General features: G+C 69.3%; 15 protein-coding genes. 13 read left to right on the top strand and 2 right to left on the bottom strand.

Features of this window, described 5'->3' with window-relative positions:
• Positions 1-39: 39 nt before the first annotated feature.
• The 4 genes from ACZ7GZ_RS08825 (at position 40) to ACZ7GZ_RS08810 (ending at position 5191) form a co-directional block, all read left to right on the top strand.
• Positions 40-1095, top strand: a complete 1056-nt coding sequence (locus tag ACZ7GZ_RS08825; protein ID WP_471022195.1) for an aliphatic sulfonate ABC transporter substrate-binding protein — start codon at positions 40-42, stop codon at positions 1093-1095.
• The gene (locus ACZ7GZ_RS08820) at positions 1092-2420 is read left to right on the top strand and encodes an LLM class flavin-dependent oxidoreductase (RefSeq protein ID WP_471022192.1); all 1329 of its coding nucleotides are present in this window, start codon (positions 1092-1094) and stop codon (positions 2418-2420) included. Before ACZ7GZ_RS08825 ends, ACZ7GZ_RS08820 begins: the two co-directional genes overlap by 4 nt.
• Before the next feature lie 486 nt (positions 2421-2906).
• Positions 2907-3638: an SGNH/GDSL hydrolase family protein gene (locus tag ACZ7GZ_RS08815; protein WP_471022190.1), complete on the top strand. Its 732-nt coding sequence runs from the start codon at positions 2907-2909 to the stop codon at positions 3636-3638.
• Between the two features lie 182 nt (positions 3639-3820).
• Positions 3821-5191: an MFS transporter gene (locus ACZ7GZ_RS08810; RefSeq protein WP_471022189.1), complete on the top strand. Its 1371-nt coding sequence runs from the start codon at positions 3821-3823 to the stop codon at positions 5189-5191.
• A gap of 345 nt (positions 5192-5536) precedes the next feature.
• Here ACZ7GZ_RS08810 and ACZ7GZ_RS08805 read toward each other — a convergent pair whose 3' ends face one another.
• Positions 5537-5833 (bottom strand): ArsR/SmtB family transcription factor, encoded by a 297-nt coding sequence (locus tag ACZ7GZ_RS08805; protein WP_471022187.1) that lies wholly within the window; start codon positions 5831-5833, stop codon positions 5537-5539.
• Between the two features lie 83 nt (positions 5834-5916).
• Between ACZ7GZ_RS08805 and ACZ7GZ_RS08800 the strand changes: the two genes are divergently transcribed.
• The 9 genes from ACZ7GZ_RS08800 to ACZ7GZ_RS08760 all read left to right on the top strand — a co-directional run bounded on the left by ACZ7GZ_RS08800 (position 5917) and on the right by ACZ7GZ_RS08760 (position 17785).
• Positions 5917-6294 (top strand): VOC family protein, encoded by a 378-nt coding sequence (locus ACZ7GZ_RS08800; RefSeq protein WP_471022186.1) that lies wholly within the window; start codon positions 5917-5919, stop codon positions 6292-6294.
• Between the two features lie 276 nt (positions 6295-6570).
• Complete coding sequence (locus tag ACZ7GZ_RS08795) at positions 6571-6978, top strand: hypothetical protein (RefSeq protein ID WP_471022184.1); 408 nt, start codon at positions 6571-6573, stop codon at positions 6976-6978.
• Entirely contained in the window at positions 6975-8885 is a 1911-nt protein-coding gene (locus tag ACZ7GZ_RS08790) for a GMC family oxidoreductase (protein ID WP_471022183.1), read from the top strand. The genes ACZ7GZ_RS08795 and ACZ7GZ_RS08790 overlap by 4 nt, the downstream gene beginning before the upstream one ends.
• Before the next feature lie 59 nt (positions 8886-8944).
• Complete coding sequence (locus ACZ7GZ_RS08785; protein ID WP_471022181.1) at positions 8945-10798, top strand: peroxidase family protein; 1854 nt, start codon at positions 8945-8947, stop codon at positions 10796-10798.
• Between the two features lies 1 nt (position 10799).
• Complete coding sequence (locus ACZ7GZ_RS08780; RefSeq protein ID WP_471022179.1) at positions 10800-11828, top strand: trypsin-like serine peptidase; 1029 nt, start codon at positions 10800-10802, stop codon at positions 11826-11828.
• A gap of 1352 nt (positions 11829-13180) precedes the next feature.
• Positions 13181-13555, top strand: coding sequence for a VOC family protein (locus ACZ7GZ_RS08775; RefSeq protein WP_471022235.1), 375 nt, complete (start codon positions 13181-13183; stop codon positions 13553-13555).
• A gap of 59 nt (positions 13556-13614) precedes the next feature.
• Positions 13615-14568, top strand: coding sequence for a GNAT family N-acetyltransferase (locus ACZ7GZ_RS08770; RefSeq protein ID WP_471022178.1), 954 nt, complete (start codon positions 13615-13617; stop codon positions 14566-14568).
• 488 nt (positions 14569-15056) lie between these two features.
• Entirely contained in the window at positions 15057-16037 is a 981-nt protein-coding gene (locus ACZ7GZ_RS08765; RefSeq protein ID WP_471022175.1) for a LysR family transcriptional regulator, read from the top strand.
• 146 nt (positions 16038-16183) lie between these two features.
• Positions 16184-17785: a M4 family metallopeptidase gene (locus ACZ7GZ_RS08760; protein ID WP_471022174.1), complete on the top strand. Its 1602-nt coding sequence runs from the start codon at positions 16184-16186 to the stop codon at positions 17783-17785.
• Positions 17786-17872: 87 nt separating this feature from the next.
• On the opposite strand, the gene ACZ7GZ_RS08755 is transcribed toward ACZ7GZ_RS08760, so the two are convergent.
• Positions 17873-18757 (bottom strand): alkaline phosphatase family protein, encoded by an 885-nt coding sequence (locus ACZ7GZ_RS08755; RefSeq protein WP_471022172.1) that lies wholly within the window; start codon positions 18755-18757, stop codon positions 17873-17875.
• Positions 18758-18784 lie beyond the last annotated feature (27 nt).

Here is an 18784-nt window from a genome sequence, read left to right as displayed (position 1 = left end):
CCCGAACACCCTCACCCGGCACAGAAGGAACAACACCCCATGCGTAACAGAACCACCGGACTCATCGGCGCCGTCGGCCTGCTCGCCCTGGCGGGCACCCTCGTCGCCTGCGGATCGTCGTCGGACACCGCCGCACCGCTGGCCAACGCCGGTGAGGCGAGCACCGCCGAGCACCCCGAGTGGAGCAAGTACACCTTCACCATCGGCGACAACGGCGGGGACGGCAGCCAGGCTCTGGCGAAGCTGACCGGCGTGTTCGACAACGCGCCCTACCAGGTGAAGTTCGCCCGCTTCACCTACGGCCCGCCGCTCGTGCAGGCCGCCGCGTCGGGCGACATCGACCTGGGAAGCGTCGGCGACGTACCGCCGATCACGGGTGCCGCGAAGGAGTACGGCTTCAAGGTCGTCGCCGTCAACCGCTCGCTCACCCCCGGGCAGGCGGTGGAGAACATCATCGTGCCGAAGGGCTCGACGCTGAGGACGGCCGCCGACCTCAAGGGCAGGAGGATCGCTGTTCCACAGGGCAGTTCGGCCCACGGTCTGGCCCTGAACGCGCTGCACAGCGTCGGTCTCACCCCCAAGGACGCGAAGCTGGTCTTCCTCGACCCGGCGGCCGCCGCGACGGCGTTCAACACCGGCAAGGTGGACGCCTGGGCGATCTGGAACCCGCAGTCGGCGATCGCGGTCAAGAACGGCGCGCGGATCCTGGTGAAGGGTCTCCCGCCGATCGACCAGACGAGCAGCTACTACGTCGCCACCGACAAGTCGCTGAAGGACAAGACCAGGCGTGCGGCCCTCACGGACGTCCTGAAGAGGCTCTCGCGAGAGTTCGCCTGGGCGGTCCGGCACCCCGACCGATACGCGCAGGCACTCTCGCAGGAGCAGGGCATCCCGTTGGCGGACGCCAAGGCCTCCCTGGCCGCCTACTCGAACCGGGTGACTCCGGTGGACCAGTCGGACACCGAGCTGGAACAGAAGCTCGCCGACGCCTTCCTGGACGCGGGGCAGATCACCAAGAAGGTCGACGTCAGGTCGATCACCGACAACCTCCTCCCGGCCGGCTACGACAGCTCCAAGCTGAAGGTCACCTCATGAGCGCGGGACGGCGGCAACTCCACCTCAACGCCTTCCTCATGGAAGCGGGCCACCACGAGGCGGCGTGGCGGCTCCCGCACAGCAACTCCCGGGCGGACTTCGACCTGCGGCACTGGATCGAGCTGGCGCAGCTGGCCGAGAGCGCCAAGTTCGACTCGCTGTTCCTCGCGGACGGCCCGGCCCTCATCGGCACCGGCGAGTTCCGGCCGCCCGGCCAGCTCGAACCGCTGACCCTGCTGACCGCACTGTCCCAGGCGACCAGCAGGATCGGCCTCATCGCGACCGTGTCGTCCACCTACAACGAGCCGTACAACCTCGCTCGCCGGCTCGCGTCCGTCGACCACGTCAGCGGGGGCCGCGCGGGCTGGAACATCGTCACCTCGGCTGGGGCCGACGAAGCTGCCAACTTCGGCCTGGACGACCGCCCCGGCCATGCCGAACGCTACGCCCGGGCCGACGAGTTCCTGAAGGTGGCCAAGGCACTGTGGGACAGTTGGGAGTCCGAGGCCGTCGTCGCGGACAGGACCACGGGACGCTACGCCGACCCCGCGCGTCTGCACCGGCTCGGCCACCAGGGCAGGTTCTTCAAGGTGGCCGGTCCGCTCAACGTCGAGCGCCCGCCGCAGGGCCACCCCCTGCTCGTCCAGGCCGGCTCCTCCGAGGACGGCAAGGACTTCGCGGCCCGCCACGCCGAGGCGATCTTCACCGCCCACACGACGTACGAGCGCGCGGCCGCCTTCTACGCCGACATCAAGGCACGCACCAGGTCCACGGGGCGCGACCCGGACGGTGTGATCGTCCTGCCGGGTATCGTCCCGTACATCGGGTCGACGGAGGCCGAAGCCCGTGCGCTGGCCCGGCAGTTCGACGACCTGCGCCTCCCGGAGTACGGGCTGCGCCAGCTGGCCGCGGTCTTCGAAACCGATCCGTCGGTCTTCGAACTGGACGGGTTCCTACCGGACTTCGTCCTGGCGCGGCCGAAGCTGGAAGGTTCACAGAGCCGTGCCGACCTCATCACCGACCTCGCAGTGCGCGAGAAACTGACGGTGCGGCAGGTCATCTCCCGACTCGGCGGCGGGCGCGGCCACTTCGAGTTCATCGGCACGCCCGAGCAGGTCGCGGACACGATCACCGCCTGGTTCGAGGGCGGTGCCGCGGACGGGTTCAACATCATGGCGCCCGCTCTGCCGTCGGGTCTTGCGACCTTCGTCGAGCAGGTGCTGCCGATCCTCCGAGGCAAGGGGCTCTTCCGCGAGGAGTACGAGGGCACCACCCTGCGCGAGCACTACGGGCTCCCGGTCCCGGCGAACCAGTTCCATGGCTGAGCCGGTCTGGTGGCAACGATTCCGCTAGACGTCCGAGCCGCCGAGACCAAGCCGAAATCCCGCCAGTCCTGCCCGATTCCGGGCAGGACAATGGAAGTTGTTCGGTCTCCGGCCTAGGGTGACCGCTCGTGATCACCCTGAACTCGCCGGCGAACTCCTCGAAGGGGTCCGCAAGGAGCTGTCCCGAGGTGCCACAGCCCTCCCGGGGCGGCAGCTCTGGTGCGCGCCTGCCGGGCGGCCGTGCCCGTCGCCGTAGCCGGCAACAGCCCCCGGGAACTGCTGGGCGCGGCACTGTGGTCGGCCGGTCTCACCGACTGCTTCCCACTCGTTCGCCGCTGACGAGGTGCGTTCCCCCCAACCCGCACCGGAGCTCTATCTCATGGCGCGAGGCCCTCGGTGTGGGCCAGGGCGCTGGGGGCACGGCTCCGCCTGCCCTGACGGGGGCACACCTCACTCGCACGACCCCTCGGACACCGCCCAGAACCTGTGGGCACCATCGTAAGGTTGAGAAAGAATACGGTCGACTGTACGCTCTTCGTTATGGAGCAACCCGTATTCACCGAAGCGACCGACCCGTTCTGCCTGGACCAGGCGGATGCCGTGGCATTGCTGGCCGGGGCTCCGTGGGGCAGGTACGCCGTCATCGGAGACAGCCTGTCGGCGGGAACCGGCGATCCCACCCCGGGCTACCAGGACCAGGGCTGGTCAGACCGGGTTGCCGGTGTCCTGCGGTCTGTCCGGCCGGACCTGGAATACCTCAACGTCTCCGAGACCGGGGCAACAACCGCCCGGACGGTCGAGAACCAGGCCGCCCGCATGGCCGAGTTCTCCCCGGACCTGCTCCACGTGCCATGCGGGGCCAACGACATCGTGCGGCGCAGGCCGGACTTCGGCGAGATAGAGCGAACGCTTCGGCAGATGTACGACCTGGCGAAGGGCACCGGCGCCTTGCTCACCACTTTCACGCTCGGCAGAGCGTATGTCGTGCCGGTCTTCCCCGACTGGCCGGAGCGGATAGCCGCGATCAACGAGATAGTGCGCGGACTGGCTTCCGAATACGACGCCATCGTGGTGGACATGTGGGATCACCCGGTCAACGACCGCGACAACCTCCTCAGTGACGATCGCATCCACTTCTCGACCTCGGGTCAGGCCGTTATGGCGGCCGAGGTGGTCAGGAAGCTGGCTGGCTCTCTGGGGCGCACCACACCGGCGTAGTTCTTCCCCCGCACCTGACCGCCGCCCGGGAAACGGGCCGGCCGGACATCCCGGGTTCACGCATTGCCGGACCCCGACGAACAAAGAGGTCTCTTACCGTGGCAAGTAGTCAGCGAACAGCCAGCCGGCCGGTAGTGGCCGCAGAGGCTGACGCCATTCCGTGGACGACGATGTCGATAGTCATGGCCGCCCTCTTCATGGCGGTCCTCGACTCGTTCATCGTCGTCGTCGCCGACCCCTCGATCGTGGCGGACCTGCACGCCTCCGAGAGCGATGTCCAGTGGGTCCTGGCGGGTTATCAGCTGAGTTACGCGGTCTTCATCATTACCGCTACCCGCCTGGCCGACCTGTACGGCCGCAAGCGGATTTTCCTTCTCGGGGTGGCCCTGTTCACCCTGTCATCGGTCGCTTGCGCGCTGTCACCGAACGCGGGCTGCCTAATCGCCGCGCGGGTCATCCAGGGTCTGGGAGCCGCCCTGATGGTTCCCCAGGTGTTCGCGTTCGTCACGGTGCTGGTACCGGCGGCGAGGCGGCACAGCGTCTACGGCGTGGTCGGAATTGTCATGGGTATGGCCACCATCGGCGGACAGGTCGTCGGCGGGCTGCTGATCGGCGCCAACCTGTTCGACTCCGGCTGGCGCATGGTGTTCTGGGTGAACGTGCCGATCGGAATCGCGCTGTTCCTGCTCGCTGTGCGATACGTGCCGGAGACGGACCGAGCCGCCACCCGCAGACTGGACATGCCCGGCGTCCTGGTGCTCAGCGCGGCCCTCTTCCTCCTGGTGCTCCCGTTGATCCAGGGGCAGGAGGCAGGCTGGCCCTGGTGGGTCTGGGCCTGCTTCGCGGGCAGCGCGGTCGCGTTCGGCCTGTTCGTCGCCATCGAGCGGGGCGTGGAGCGGCGGGGCGGGGATCCGCTGGTGCCGTTGACGCTGTTCAGCCAGCGCTCGTTCTCGCTCGGGATCGTTCTCGTCCTCGCCCTGTACGCGCTGATCTACTCGTATTACCTGGCCTTGTCGGTGACGATGCAGCAAGGCCTCGGCATGTCGGCGCTCGGCGCGGGCCTGGTCCAGGCGCCGGCAGCAACGGCATTCTTCGTGTTCAGCATGGTGGCGAGCCGGATCATCCCGACATACGGACGACGTGTCCTCGAGGTTGGGGCGATCATACTGGCGATCGGTTACCTGGCGACCGGCCTCCTGCTGGTCTCCGGCCCGCGGATCACTCCGCTGCTCGTGATCCCCACCCTCATTCTGCAGAGCGTCGGTGGCGGACTGGTCATCACGCCGGCGCTCAACACGGTGCTGAGCCGCGTCAAGCCGGAGTCGGCCGGTGTCGCGTCAGGGGTCTTGTCCACGACCCAGCAAGTGGGCGGAGCGCTGGGCGTCGCCGCTGTCGGAGCGCTCTTCTTCAGCTCGTTCCGTCCCGCGGCGGTCGGCAGGGTTGCCGCCGCCGGACACGCCTTTGCGGTCGCGTCCTTCGGGGTGTTGGTCTTCGCCGTCATCGCGGGCATCGTCGTCTTCCTTCTGCCGAAGCGGCCGGCGACCCAGGCCTGAGTGCGAGGATCACCAGGCACGGCCAGGTCTGTGGATGAAGCGGGCCCAGCCGTAGCGACGTCCGGGCAGGTCAGTCGCCCGGACGCTCGCCTTTCGGAAGAACGGCCACGGGGTGGAGCTCGGCCAACTCGTCGATGACCGGCGTGCCGGTGAGTGTGTGATCGCCATGTCGCACCAGCCCGGTTTCGGCCGGGGCGCCCGGGCCGACCTGGACGGCGCACCTACGACGCCGTCTTCGACACCCTCGGCGCGGTCGTGACCGCGGCAGTGGCCGAGGCGGCGGGTACGCGTCGCTCGCCACCCCGGCAGGGCCAATCCTCCTGACCGGGGCGGCAGCCGTGGTGCTCACTGCCTGCCTTCGGCCAACACGGCAGCGAGGAGTCCTGGGAAGCGGGCATCGAGATCGGCGCGACGCAGAGTCATCAGACGGGCCTTGCCGACCCGCCGGGTCTGGGTGATTCCCGCTTCGCGCAGGATCCGCCAGTGATTGGACAGCGTCGACCTGGGCACGTCCATGCCGGCCGGGCTGCACGCACTCTCGCCGTCGTCGGCCATCCGGCGGACCAGTGCCAACCGCACCGGATCGCCCAGCGCATGGAGCACCACAGCCAGGTCCGCATCTCCATGGTCGGGCTGTCCCACCGGCCCTCCTCGTCTTCGTCCGCGTGACACCCGTAGTATGCAGATCACTTCCTCGTTTCGGGAAAATCGAAATGATCTAGGAGATGACCGTGACGGTGCTCGCCACCCTTGCCCGCGTCTACGTCGACAACCTGGACGTGGCCTTGCCGACCTTCGTCGAACTCACCGGAGAGCAGCCACGGCTGCGCTTCACCTACCGCGACCTGGAACTCGCGAGCATCGGCGGCTATCTGCTGCTGGCGGGTTCAGCGGAAGCCCTCGCTCCCTACCGGGGCACGCACGCCACCGCGATCGTCGAGTCCATCGACCGGATCCTGCGCATGACCGAGCAGCACGGCGGAGAAATCATCGACGGTCCCCACGAGGTGCCCACGGGCCGGAACCTGACCGTGCGCCACCCCGGAGGCGCGACCATCGAGTACGTGCAGTTCCACGCCACCGCACGCTCAGCCCTCGCCTGAGCCGGCCCCACCGAGCCGGTTGCCGGTTCGACCATTGCGAATTCAACCCTTCATCGCGCCTGCGGATGCCGGTGAGCGACCCCGCAGGCTCACGCAAGGACAGCGATCCGGTTCAGACACACCTCCTCGAGATGCCGTTGAGCAGTCGGTCCCCTAGCGTGGTGACCAGCAGTGCGTCCAGGGTGTTCCTCCCCCCTTCCATGGGGTTCGGCCTTTCCGTGGGGTTCGGCGGACCGTCCCGTCATCACGAGAACCAGCACACTCCCAGGAGACATCATGGCCACGGCCTCCAGTCGCCCTGTCTCGGTATACGTCCTCGCCGGAATCAGACTTCTCAACGGAGCCGCCGGTCTCCTGGCACCGGAGTTGCTCATCCGACGGTTCGACCCCGACCGCGATCCACCGAGCCCGGCAGCGGTCTACGCCTTTCGCCTCTTCGGTATCCGCACGGTCCTGCTGGGCCTCGATCTGCTGACCCACAGCGGCGAACGGCTGCGGGACGATCTGCGCGCGGCCATCCTGATCCACGGCAGTGACACCGCGACGGCGGCCACGGTCGGCTTGCAGGGGCATGCCCCGCCACGCACCGCGGTACTGACCACCCTCATCTCGGCCGTCAACACCGCCCTGTCCATCAGCGCGACTGCCTCGCTCGCCAACTGCGCGACGGACAAGCCGACATGACGGCCGCGTCCGAGGCCGCTCCCCCCACCGAGACGGGCTTCGACTACGTCGTCGTCGGCGCCGGCGCGGGTGGTGGTCCGCTCGCGGCCAACCTCGCCGCCGCGGGCATGCGCACCCTGCTGCTGGACGCAGGCGGGGCCGAGGACAACGACAGCTACCTGGTGCCCGCGTTCCACGCCGACGCCTCCGAGGACCCCGCGCAGTGCTGGAACTACTTCGTACGGCACTATGCAGACGAGCAGCAGCAACGGCGCGACGGCAAGTTCGTACCGGGCAAGGGCGTGCTCTATCCGCGCGCCGGGACGATCGGCGGGTGCACCGCACACCATGCTCTGATCACCGTCTATCCGTACAGCCGCGACTGGGACGCCATCGCGGTGGAGACCGGCGACGCCACCTGGCACAGCACCGCCATGCGCCAGTACTTCGAGCGGCTGGAGCGCTGCACCTACCTGCCGAAACCCAAGCGTCCGCCGCGCAACCCGCTCCTGGCCGCGGTGGTCCGGAACCTGCCCGTCGTGGCGGCCCGGTACCGCAACGACGCCCGGCACGGCTTCGACGGCTGGCTGCCCACCGCCCTGGCCGATCCCCAACTCGCGGTGCAGGACAGGGAGTTGCTGAAGGTCATTCTCTCCGCCGCGGAGAACACGCTCGCCGGCTTCCTCGACCGGCCGCTGTCCCCCCTCGAAGGGTTCGGCTCGCTCGTCGACCCCAACGACTGGCGGGTGCAGACCGAGGCGCTGCAAGGGCTGTGGCAGATCCCCATCTCCACGGCCGACGGCCGCCGCAGCGCCGTACGCGAACGCGTCCAGGCCGTACAGCGCGGTCATCCGGACCACCTGGTGGTCCGTACCCACGCGCTGGCCGCCCGGATCGTACTGGACGAGGCAAACGCGGCGACCGGCGTCGACTACCTGGACGAGGCGCACGCCTACCGGGCCGATCCCGGTACTCGGCCGGACTCCGGAGCGGCGGTGCTGCGCCGGGTCCTCGCCTCCCGTGAGGTGATCCTGGCCGCAGGTGCCTTCAACACGCCCCAACTGCTGATGCTTTCGGGCATCGGACCACCCGAGGAACTGGGGCGCCATGACATCCCGGTGCGGGTCGGACTGCACGGGGTGGGCGCACATCTCCAGGACCGGTACGAAGTCGGCGTGGTCAGCCAGATGCACCGCGAGTTCCCGCTCATCAAGGAGTGCGACTTCCACGCTCCGAAGCCGGGGACCGAACCGGACCGCTGCTACCGGGCGTGGCAGGAGGGCAAGGGCCTTTACACCACGAACGGCGCCGTCCTGGGCATCACCCGCAAGTCCCGCCCCGACCTGGACGCCCCCGACCTGTTCATCTTCGGCGGCCCCTTCGACTTCCGGGGGTACCGCCCTGGCTACTCCCTCGAACTGACCCACCACAAGGACCGTTTCACCTGGGCCATTCTCAAGAGCCGTACCCACAACACGGGAGGCCGGGTCCGGCTGCGCTCGGCGGATCCGCGCGACACCCCACTGGTCGACTTCCACTACTTCACCGAGGGCACGGACAAGGAGGGCCTGGACCTCGAAGCGATGGTCGACGCCGTGGAGTTCGTACGCGGGATGAACCGCAGGGCCGACGCCGTCGTCCTCAGGGAGCTGTGGCCGGGCGAAGAGGTCGACGACCGCAACGCCCTCCGCCGTTTCGTCCAGGACGAGGCCTGGGGCCACCATGCGTCGTGCACCTGCCGGATGGGACGCGCCGGTGATCCCGCAGCGGTGGTCGACAGCGCGTTCCGAGTCCTTGGGGTGGACCGTCTGCGGATCGTCGACGCCTCGGTCTTCCCCCGCATCCCGGGCTTCTTCGTCGCCACCCCCATCTACATGATCAGCGAGAAGGCAAGCGACGTGATTCTCGCGGACGCCACCCACGCCTGACCCACCCGACCACGCCATCCCCGAACGAAACGACCAGGAGCCACCCAAGGAGTACCGCGATGAGCACGCACCGACGCGCCCCAGGGCGCTTCCCGGCCGGATACCGCAACTCGCTCCCCTGGCGGATCATCACCCGTGCCGCTCAGTACATCGATCACCGCATCGGCTGGGACAAACTGCCCGTTCCGGCAGGCCTGCTGACGCTCTTCGGGCTGCGTGTCAGTCTCCGGCAGAAGAACCTGTACGACACCAGCGGGCTGCCCGCGGTCAACCGGCCCGAGCCCGCGCCCCCGTCCGCGAGCCACCAGGTCAACCGGACCGCCGACGGCAGCCACAACGACCTCGGCGAGCCGCGCATGGGCATGGCCGGCACCCGCTTCGGCCGGAACATCCCGCTGGAGGCCATTGCCCCGGCCGCGCCCGAGAACGTCCTGTCCGCGCCCAGTCCGCGTGAGGTCAGCCGCACCCTGCTCACCCGCGACGGACTCGTCCCGGCCGAAACCGTCAACTCCCTGGTCGCCGCCTGGCTCCAGTTCATGATCCGCGACTGGTTCAGTCACGGCACGAGCCCCACGGACCGGCCCTGGGAGGTTCCCCTGGTGGACGACGACCCCTGGCCGGAACACCCCATGAAGATCATGCGGGTACCGGACGACCCCACGCGCGACCCGAAGGCACCTGCCGGCACGCCCGACACCCGCGTCAATGTGTCCTCCCACTGGTGGGACGCGTCCCAGATCTACGGCAAGAACGCGACCGAACAGCAGCAGCTGCGCACCGGAGAGCAGGGCAGGCTGCACCTGTGGGACGACGAGCAGGCCCCCGTCCCGGCCGACCCCTCGCAGGACCCCACACGCGTTCCCGGTCTCTGGTTGGGCCTCGCCATGATGCAGGACCTGTTCACCCGGGAGCACAACGCGATCTGCGACCACCTGCACGGCGCCTACCCGTCATGGAGCGACGAGGAGCTGTTCCAGCGCGCTCGGCTCGTCAACTCCGCGCTCCTCGCGAAGATCCACACCGTGGAGTGGACACCGGCCGTGATCAGCCACCCCACCACCGTCAAGGCACTGCGCGCCAACTGGTGGGGCGTCGCGGGCGAGCGCCTCCACAACCTGTTCGGGCGCATCAGCGACAGCGAGGTCATCAGCGGCATCCCCGGCGGCGAGACGGATCACTACGGCGTCCCGTACGCGCTCACCGAGGAGTTCGTGGCCGTGTACCGCATGCACCCGCTGATCCGCGACGAATGGCATCTGCGTGCCGTGGCCGACGACACGACCCTGCGCCACTGCACCCTGCGGGACATCTCCGGCCCGGGAGCGCTGAAGTTCCTGGAGACCACGCAGATGGCCGACCTGCTCTACAGCTTCGGCACCCTGCACCCCGGACTGGTCACCCTGCACAACTTCCCGAAGTTCCTGCAGGAGTTCGAGCGGCCGGACGGGCTTCTGCAGGACCTCGCCGCCACCGACATCCTGCGCTCGCGGGAACTGGGGGTTCCCCGCTACAACGAGTTCCGGCGGCTGCTGCGGCTCAAGCCCGCTGAGAGCTTCACCGAGCTGGCGCACGATCCGGCGTGGGCCGAGCAGATCGAGCGGCTCTACGGCGGCGACATCGAGAAGGTCGACCTGATGGTCGGTCTGTACGCGGAGAAACTGCCGGCCGGATTCGCCTTCAGCGACACGGCGTTCCGCATCTTCATCCTCATGGCCTCGCGCCGGCTGAACAGCGACCGTTTCTTCACCACCCACTACACCCCGGAGGTCTACTCCAAGGCCGGCATGGCCTGGATCGACGACAACAGCATGGTCACCGTCCTGCTGCGCCACCACCCCGAGTTGCGTACGGCCCTCTCCGGGCTGACCAACGCCTTCGTGCCGTGGCACAGCACCGCGCCCAGGGACACCTGAGATGCACGCGACGGAGCGGACGGATCAGCAGCGCGCACGCCAAGTCGCCGCGGCCGCCGACCGGTACCGCGCGACCAGCGACGAGCGCAGTGCCGTAGAGCGGCAGATGGAGGCCGGCGTACCGTTCCCCGACTCGCAGCAGGCCCTCGCCGCGCGCGCCACGCGTCTGCTGGACCGGCACGCGGTGCCCGCCGCCATGGCCGTGGAAGCCGTGCGCAAGGAACCGCTGACCACGCCCGACGCCTACGAGCGCATCCTCGGGGTGTCCAAGGAACTGCAGGCGTGGAGCTTCCTGCCGCGTGGCGCCCGGGCGGCGCGAACCGTCGCCCGGATTTCGGTACGGGAGAACGGCCGCGAACTCCCGCTGGGCACCGGCTTCCTGGTGTCGCCGAGCCTGCTGATGACCAACCATCATGTGCTCACCGACGCGGAGGCGGCCCGGCAGTGCTTCGTCGAGTTCGACGCCCAGGTCAGCATCGACAACACCCCGCAGCCGCCGACGCGGCTGGAGCTGGACCCGGACGCGTTTTTCGTGGCCGACGAGCACCTGGACTTCGCCCTGGTGCCGGTCGCCCCGGACCCGGGCGGGCGGCCGCCGGGCGAGACGTTCGGCTGGAACCGGCTCAGCGCCCAACCGGGCAAGCTGGTCGTCGGTGAACCGGTCAACGTGGTCGGCCACCCGATGGGGCGCCTGAAGGAGATCGCCGTCCGCGACAACATGCTCCAGGTGCGGCTCGACGACTTCCTCCACTACAAGACGGACACCGAGCCCGGCAATTCCGGCTCCCCGTCTTCAACGATCAGTGGGAGGTCGTCGCCCTCCATCACAGCGGGGTGCCGAAGACCGACGACCAGGGACGCGTCCTGCGCAGCGACGGGCAGGTGTGGCAGCCGGGTGACGGCGACGACGCGGTCGACTGGGTCGCCAACGAGGGTGTGCGCATCAGCTCCATCCTGCGGTACCTCGCACAGCTGCCCTCCGACGCCCGGTCGGGCCCACTGGCGGACATGGGCGCCGAGTCGGGTCTGAGCCCGGTGCCGGCGGAGTCCGCCGCGCCGGTTCAGGTGTCCGCAGGCGCCGTGCCGTCACCGGCCGCCGCGACGGCGGTCAGGCACACGGGCCTGCGGGCCCGGGAGGGCGCGTTCGGTGGCGAGCGCCATCTCGTCTTCCTGCACGGGCGCTCCCAGCAGGACAAGGACCCGGAAAACCTGCGCCGAGAGTGGACGGCCGGCCTCAACCAGGGACTCGTCCGCGCCGGACTCCCGCCGGTCGACCCGGCCGACGCCTGGTTCCCCTACTACGGCGATCGCCTGGTGCAGGCGCTCCCGGCGCAGGAGGCTGTGCCACGTGCCGCTGAGACCACCAGTCTCTCCCCGGCGGAGGCGGTGCTTCCCGCGTCGCCCACGGCCCGGGCGGTGTACGAGGAGATGATCGGCGAGGCCGCCGTCCGGTGGAACATCCCGCAGGAGAGGCAGCCGGACGTCGAGCGGATCGCCGTGGCCGACATCGTCGGGGACCTCCATCGCCAGCTGCGCTGGCTGGCCGCGAGGAGCGACCTCGACGCGTGGACCATCGCCCTCGTCCTCCATGACGTGGCCGCGTATCTCGACGACCGTCGCGTCAGGGACGCGGTTCTGGACTGTGTCGTGGACACGTTCCCGGAGGAGGGGGAGGTGATACTCGTCAGCCACAGCCTCGGCACGGTGGTCGGCATGGACCTCACCACCCGGCTCGCGCCCGGGCTGCGTACGATCCACCTCACCACGGCGGGCAGCCCGTTGGGGCTGGACAGCGTGTACAAGAGGCTGCTCATCGGTGGTCCGAAGCGCCCCGACTCGGTGACCGACTGGCTGAACGCGTGGTACCCGTCCGACGCGGTGACCATCGGGTGCCCGCTGGCCGGCACATGGGCGGGTGCGGTGACCGACGACGCCGTCATCAACGCCCGCGACCAGGCCCACGGCATCGCGGAGTATCTCGCCCACCCCGAGGTCGCCGGGGAGATCGGCGCCCACCTCAAGCTCAGCTGATCGCGTGCACCGCGGACGCCGCGTGCGAGCCGCTGAGGTGATCGCATGGGCCGTGCAGGTGCAGCGGAGCCCCAGGGCGTTCGTGTGAAGCCGATACCGCCGCCATGCGCACCCTGGCCCGTGCCCGGCACGTGCGGCGGCGCGGCGGCGCGTGTGTTCGGCCCCGACGATCCGCGCGGCCGGGCCGAGCGGCCGGCCCAGCAGGCCGAGGTGTTCGCCCGCCGTCGACCACCCCTGGCACGGGGCCGGCGGCGGTCCGGCGCGCCGCCGCGCATGTCCGCCGCTGCGGTGGGTACGCCTTCGTCCGTACCGGGCGTCGCGGAAGCGGTCGAAGAGCGAGGAGTGCCGGAAGTGATTCGAAAGCTGCAGGCGGTCGCGCTGGACTGCGCCGATCCGGTACGGCTCGCGGAGTTCTACGCGGAACTGCTCGGCGGCCGGGTGATCGCGGACCCCGAGGATCCTGACTGGGTCGAGGTGCACGGGTTCGAGGGGACGCCGCTGGCCTGCCAGCGGGTGGACGGCTACCGGCCGCCCGAATGGCCCGGCCAGCAGCGCCCGCAGCAGCTCCACCTGGACTTCGACGTGGACGACCTCGAGGGGGAGGAGAAGCGGGCGCTCGCCCTCGGCGCGACCGTGCTGGAGCGGACGGACCAGCTCCGACCGGAGGCCAACTGGCGGATCTACGCGGACCCGGCCGGCCATCCGTTCTGCCTCTGCCTCCACTGAGACCGCCGGGCTCACAAACGGTTCGACCGGTTGGCGGGGTCCTGGCACAGTGGCGCACTATGGCGAACATCGAGCTGGTGACCGCCGCGGACCTACGGCTCATGCAGGGTCTGGCGCAGCGTGTCACCGCCGTCCGCCCGGACCTGGTGAACAGCGACGCGTCGTTCGGGGAGCTGGCCTGGAACTGGGGCAGGGGACACTCCGGTGAGGGCGCGAGCTGGCGGCGTCGGCTGTGGTTCTCCGGCGGGGATCTGGTGGCGTGGGGCTGGGTCCGTCTTCCGCACCGGGTGGGGCGGAGCGACGGGTCGGTGAAGGACGTCACCGGCGCCTGTCTGGCGTATCAGGTCCATCCCCACCACGCCGAGCTGGTCGACGAGGTGATCGACTGGTACGACGGTACGGCGGCGGGCGTCGAGCGTAGTGTGATGCCGAGCGCCGCCGATGAGTTCGCCCTGAAGCGATGGGCGGCGTACGGCTATGAGACCGACCCGTCCTCGCTCGGCGACGCCGGGTCCTGGACGCAGCTCAACGAGCGGGACCTCACCGACGTGGAACAGCCGGTGCTGCCGGACGGATTCCGGTTCCGCACCGCCGACGAGGCCGGGCCGGAGGCCGCGGTCCAGGCCCATCTGGACGCGTGGGCTCCGTCGACGTACACGGCCGGGGGCTACCGGGGCGTCCGGCAGGCGGCGGGGTATCGCGGCGACCTGCACATCCTGGTGGAGGCGCCGGACGGAACGATGGCATCCTCGACGATCATGTGGCTCGACGAAGCGAACAGGACCGCTCAGTTCGAGCCGGTCGGGACGCATCCGGACTACCGGCGTCTGGGGCTGGCACGGGCGATGCTTCTGCACGGGATGCGTCTGGCGCGGGCGGCCGGGGCCACTCATGTGACGGTCGCCTGCCTGGGTGCGCCGGGGCATCCCCAGGCGCGCGGGCTGTACTACAGCGTCGGGTTCCGGAAGTTCACGCGGGACGCGCCGCTCATCAAGACCAAGACCGCGGTCTGACCGTCCAGCAGCCCGCGGCGTCGGCGCGACCACCGGGCCTCTCCTGTACCGGGCTGGGCACCGCTGCAGGCGAGACCGAAGAGTGAACACGGCTGTCCCGCTGCGCGGTGAGCGGGGGCGGCCGAGCGAGGTCACAGAGCGAGCGGACGGGTCACGGAGTGGCCGGGGACGTACTCCATGACCATGCACGGACGTCCGTCGTTCTCCACGACGTCGTGCACGACGATCACGTTGGGGTGGGCGATGCGGGCGGCGCTGCGGGCCTCGCGCCGCTCCCGCCCTTGCCGCCGGAGAGCACGTACGGCACGAACGTACAGGTCCCCGTCGGCCGGACGGTCCGTCAGGGACAGTGGTCGGCGCGTAAGTTTTACCGTCCCGTGGTTGTCGCCCCCAGGGGCCCGTCAGACTCTTGGTCACCATGCCGTCGGGCAATTGGTTCTGCTGGTCACGGGGGTGCAGAGATCCCCCGCGCTGAGCGGGGAATGTTCATGCACCTCGAGTTCCGGCACCTCCGTATCCTGCTCACTGTCGCCGAGGCCGGCAGCATCCGCAAGGCCGCCGCACGGCTGCAGCTCTCCCAGCCGGCCACGAGCGCTCAGCTCAAGCGGATCGAACACGAGCTGGGCGGACCGCTCTTCATCCGCAGTGCCGACGGCGTGAAGCCGAACGAGAACGGACAGTACGTCCTGCGCTGCGCCCGTGACCTCGTCGTCGGCTTCGACCGGCTGCGCGAGCACGCGCGATCGGCGGCCGAGGCGGACAGACAGGCCACTGCCCCGCTGAGGGCGGGCGGAACCGCCGCCCCTCTGGTGTCCCTGCTGATCTCCGCCCTCTTCGAACTCGTTCCGGAACGACGGCTCACCCTAGATGCCCGCCGTTCGGTGCACACCCTGATGAAATCGCTGAGCCTGTCGAAATGCGACATCGCGGTGTTCGGAGAGTTCCCCGGCTTCCCCCTCCCGGTCGGCGAGTCGGTGGCGACGCGCACACTGCTCCGCGAACCGGTCTTCGTCCTGCTCGCCGAGGACCACCCGCTGGCGTACAAGGAAACGGTCGCTCTCCATGAGCTGGCGGGCGAGGACTGGGTCATGCCGGAGGCCGACGAGAGCGGTGTGCACGCGTACCTGCATCTCACCTGCCAGGCGGCGGGATTCACTCCGCGGATCGCCCATGTGACGCCGGACCTTTCCGTGGCGCAGATCCTGGTCGCCGGCCGGCGTGCCGTCTGCGGTGTGTGGCCGACCGCCGATGTCTGCGCCCAGGGGACCGTGCAGCGGCCGCTCGTGGACGTCCCGTTCCACCGGCGCCTGCTGCTGGCCTGGAACACGGAATCGGTTCCGCCCGAGCTGGTCGACGCGGCGTGCGGGCGTCTGCTGGCCGCCTATCTGTCGCTGGTGCGGCAGCGGCCGCAGTACATGGCCTGGTGGGAGGACGGGGGAGAGGAGTTCGCCCTGGGCGAGCGCAGGTGACCGGCCCGGCCACGACTGCGCGTGCCCTATAGCTCCGCGGCTATATCCCAGATGAAGTCACGTCAGGGACATGTCACTTGTTGAACACTTCGCGTCAACGTCCAAGGACGTCGTCACCCCACGACGAGCGAAGGAATCACCCCGTCATGTCCCGTCCTCTTCTTGCCCTTTCCGCGATGGTCGCGGCCGGAGTCATCAGCACCGGTGCCATGGCCATACCTGCGCACTCGCAGACCCATGCGGTGCAGCGCGGAACCTCCGTCCGCGACACGGCGATATCCCAGGCCAAGGCGAACGTGACCCGGCACGCCGACACCTTCGGCTTCGGCCCGGGCCAGACGCTCCACGTGAAGGACGTCGTGATCGACGCCGACGGCACCCAGCACGTCCGCTTCGAGCGCGCCTACCGTGGCCTCCCCGTCGTCGGCGGCGACTTCGTCGTCCACCAGAGAGCCGACGGCTCGCTCAAGGGATCCACCCGCGCCAAGGCCCACAAGGTGGCGCTCAAGTCCGTCACTCCCGCCGTCGACGCCAGAGGCACCGCGGCCAGCGCCCTGAAGCGCTCGCACGGGTTGGTGCGCAACGCCAGGACCACCCCCGAGCTGATCGTGTGGGCTGCCGACGGCACCCCCCGCCTGGCCTGGCGCACCACCGTGCAGGGCCTGGGCGACAAGGGCCAGCCGCACGGCGAGGTCTTCGTCACCGACGCCACCACCGGCAAGGGCATCGAGAACTACGAGGCCGAGCGCGAGGCGACCGGCACCGGCCACTCCGAGTACACCGGTGACGTCCGCATTGACACCACCCAGCAGGCCGACGGCACCTTCGCCCTGATCGACCCGGTGCGCGGCCACATCACCAAGGACGCGCACAACCTCTCGTCCTCCTCCCTGAAAAGCTCCTCCGGCACCCTGTTCACCGACGCCGACAACATCTGGGGCGACGGCAGGAAGTTCTCCACCGACCGAGCCACCGCCGCCGTCGACGCGCACGCCAACACCGCGGAGACGTTCGACTACTACAAGGCGACCTTCGGCCGCAACGGCATCAAGAACGACGGCCGCGGCGCCACCGTCTTCGTCCACGTCGGCACCAACTGGGACAACGCCCAGTGGTCGGACTCCTGCTTCTGCATGATGACCGGCGACGGCAACGGCACCACCGACCCCGAGCAGGTCGACCTCGACACCATGGGCCACGAGATGACCCACGGCGTCACCTCGGCCACCGCCAACCTGCGCTACAGCGGTGAGTCCGGCGGCCTGAACGAAGCCACCAGCGACATCCTCGGCACCATGGTCGAGTGGTACGCCGACAACCCGGTCGACACCCCCGACTACCTCTTCAGCGACCAGTCCACCCCGCCGTGGCTGCGCCGCTTCGACAAGCCGTCCCTGGACGGCCACTCCGCCGACTGCTGGTCGAAGTCGGTCGGCCGCCTCGACGTGCACTACTCCTCGGGCGTCGGCAACCACTGGTTCTACCTGGCGAGCGAGGGCAGCGGCGCCAAGACCGTCAACGGCGTCTCCTACAACAGCCCCACCTGCAACGGCTCCACCGTCGCCGGCATCGGCAACCAGAAGGCCTCCGCCATCTGGTACCGGGCGCTGACCGTCTACATGACCTCCACCACGGACTACAGGGGCGCCCGCACCGCGACTCTGAACGCGGCGAAGGACCTCTACGGCGCCACCGGCTCCGAGTACGCCACCGTGGCCGCCGCCTGGAGCGCGGTCAACGTGCTGTGACGCGCGGGGCCGCCGCCTCCTGGGAGACGGCGGCCTTGATGCTGTGTCACGGCTGGGGATCGGTGTGGTGCTGGATTGTCCCCGGGGTCAGTTCCAGATGCCGGTGATGTCGGAGGCGCCGGCCGCGGCTCCGGCGTGGGTCGTCAGACCGGCCAGGTCCTCAAGGGTGCGCAGAGTGTCGTAGTGGTTGTAGTGGGTGGAGGTGGAGCTGCCCGGTGCGACGTGGGCGCCGTAGAACACGGTGGCGATGTGGTTGCTGTGGGAGCTGTCGTCCTCGTCGAAGGTGACGGCCAGGATGCTGTTGTGTGTCTGGGCCCAGGTGGCGTAGGCACCGAGGTTGTTCTGCAGCCAGGTGTCGCCCGTCGTGATGGAGCAGTCGTGCATGTCGTTGCACAGGTTCGGGGTGACGAAGGAGATCTTCGGCAGGGTCGTGTAGTCCGTGGGGAACTGCGCGAAGGTGTGTGCCGTGTTCAGGGGGACGTTGCTGAAGGCGAACCAGGGGTTGTGTTTGCGGGCGTACTTGGTGGCGGAGTTGGTGCACACCGTGGAGCCCTGGGAGGGCAGGCCTTCGTTGTAGCTGGCCCAGGTCTTGCCGGCGGCGATGAGTTCGGAGCCGAGGTTGGCGGCGCTGCTGAACTGGGGGGTGTAGCAGTTGTCGTTGGTGATGCCCTGGTTGTTGCCGGAGAACAGGTCCAGGTAGTTGGGCTGGCTGGGGTGGGTGATGGCGAAGGAGTTGGTGAGGTTGCCGCCGCCGGCCTTCAGTGTGTTGTTCAGGTACGGGGCGCTCGTGCTGCCGATGACCTGTTCGTAGGAGTGGTTCTCGAACACCACCACGACCACGTGGTCGGGTGCGGGGAGTGCGGCGGCCTGCGCGGCGGGCGCGGCGACCCACACCCCGACCAGGGCGGCGGGGAGGGCGGTTGCGAGGGAGAACGCCCGGCGCGAGCGCTTGATGCGGGACAGCAAGGACACGGTGGACCTCCTGGGTGAGCGGAGAGC

The organism is Streptomyces sp. NPDC037288, from assembly GCF_055603265.1.
Note: the sequence above shows the minus strand (reverse complement) of the source record. Positions and strands in the feature narration are given on the sequence as shown.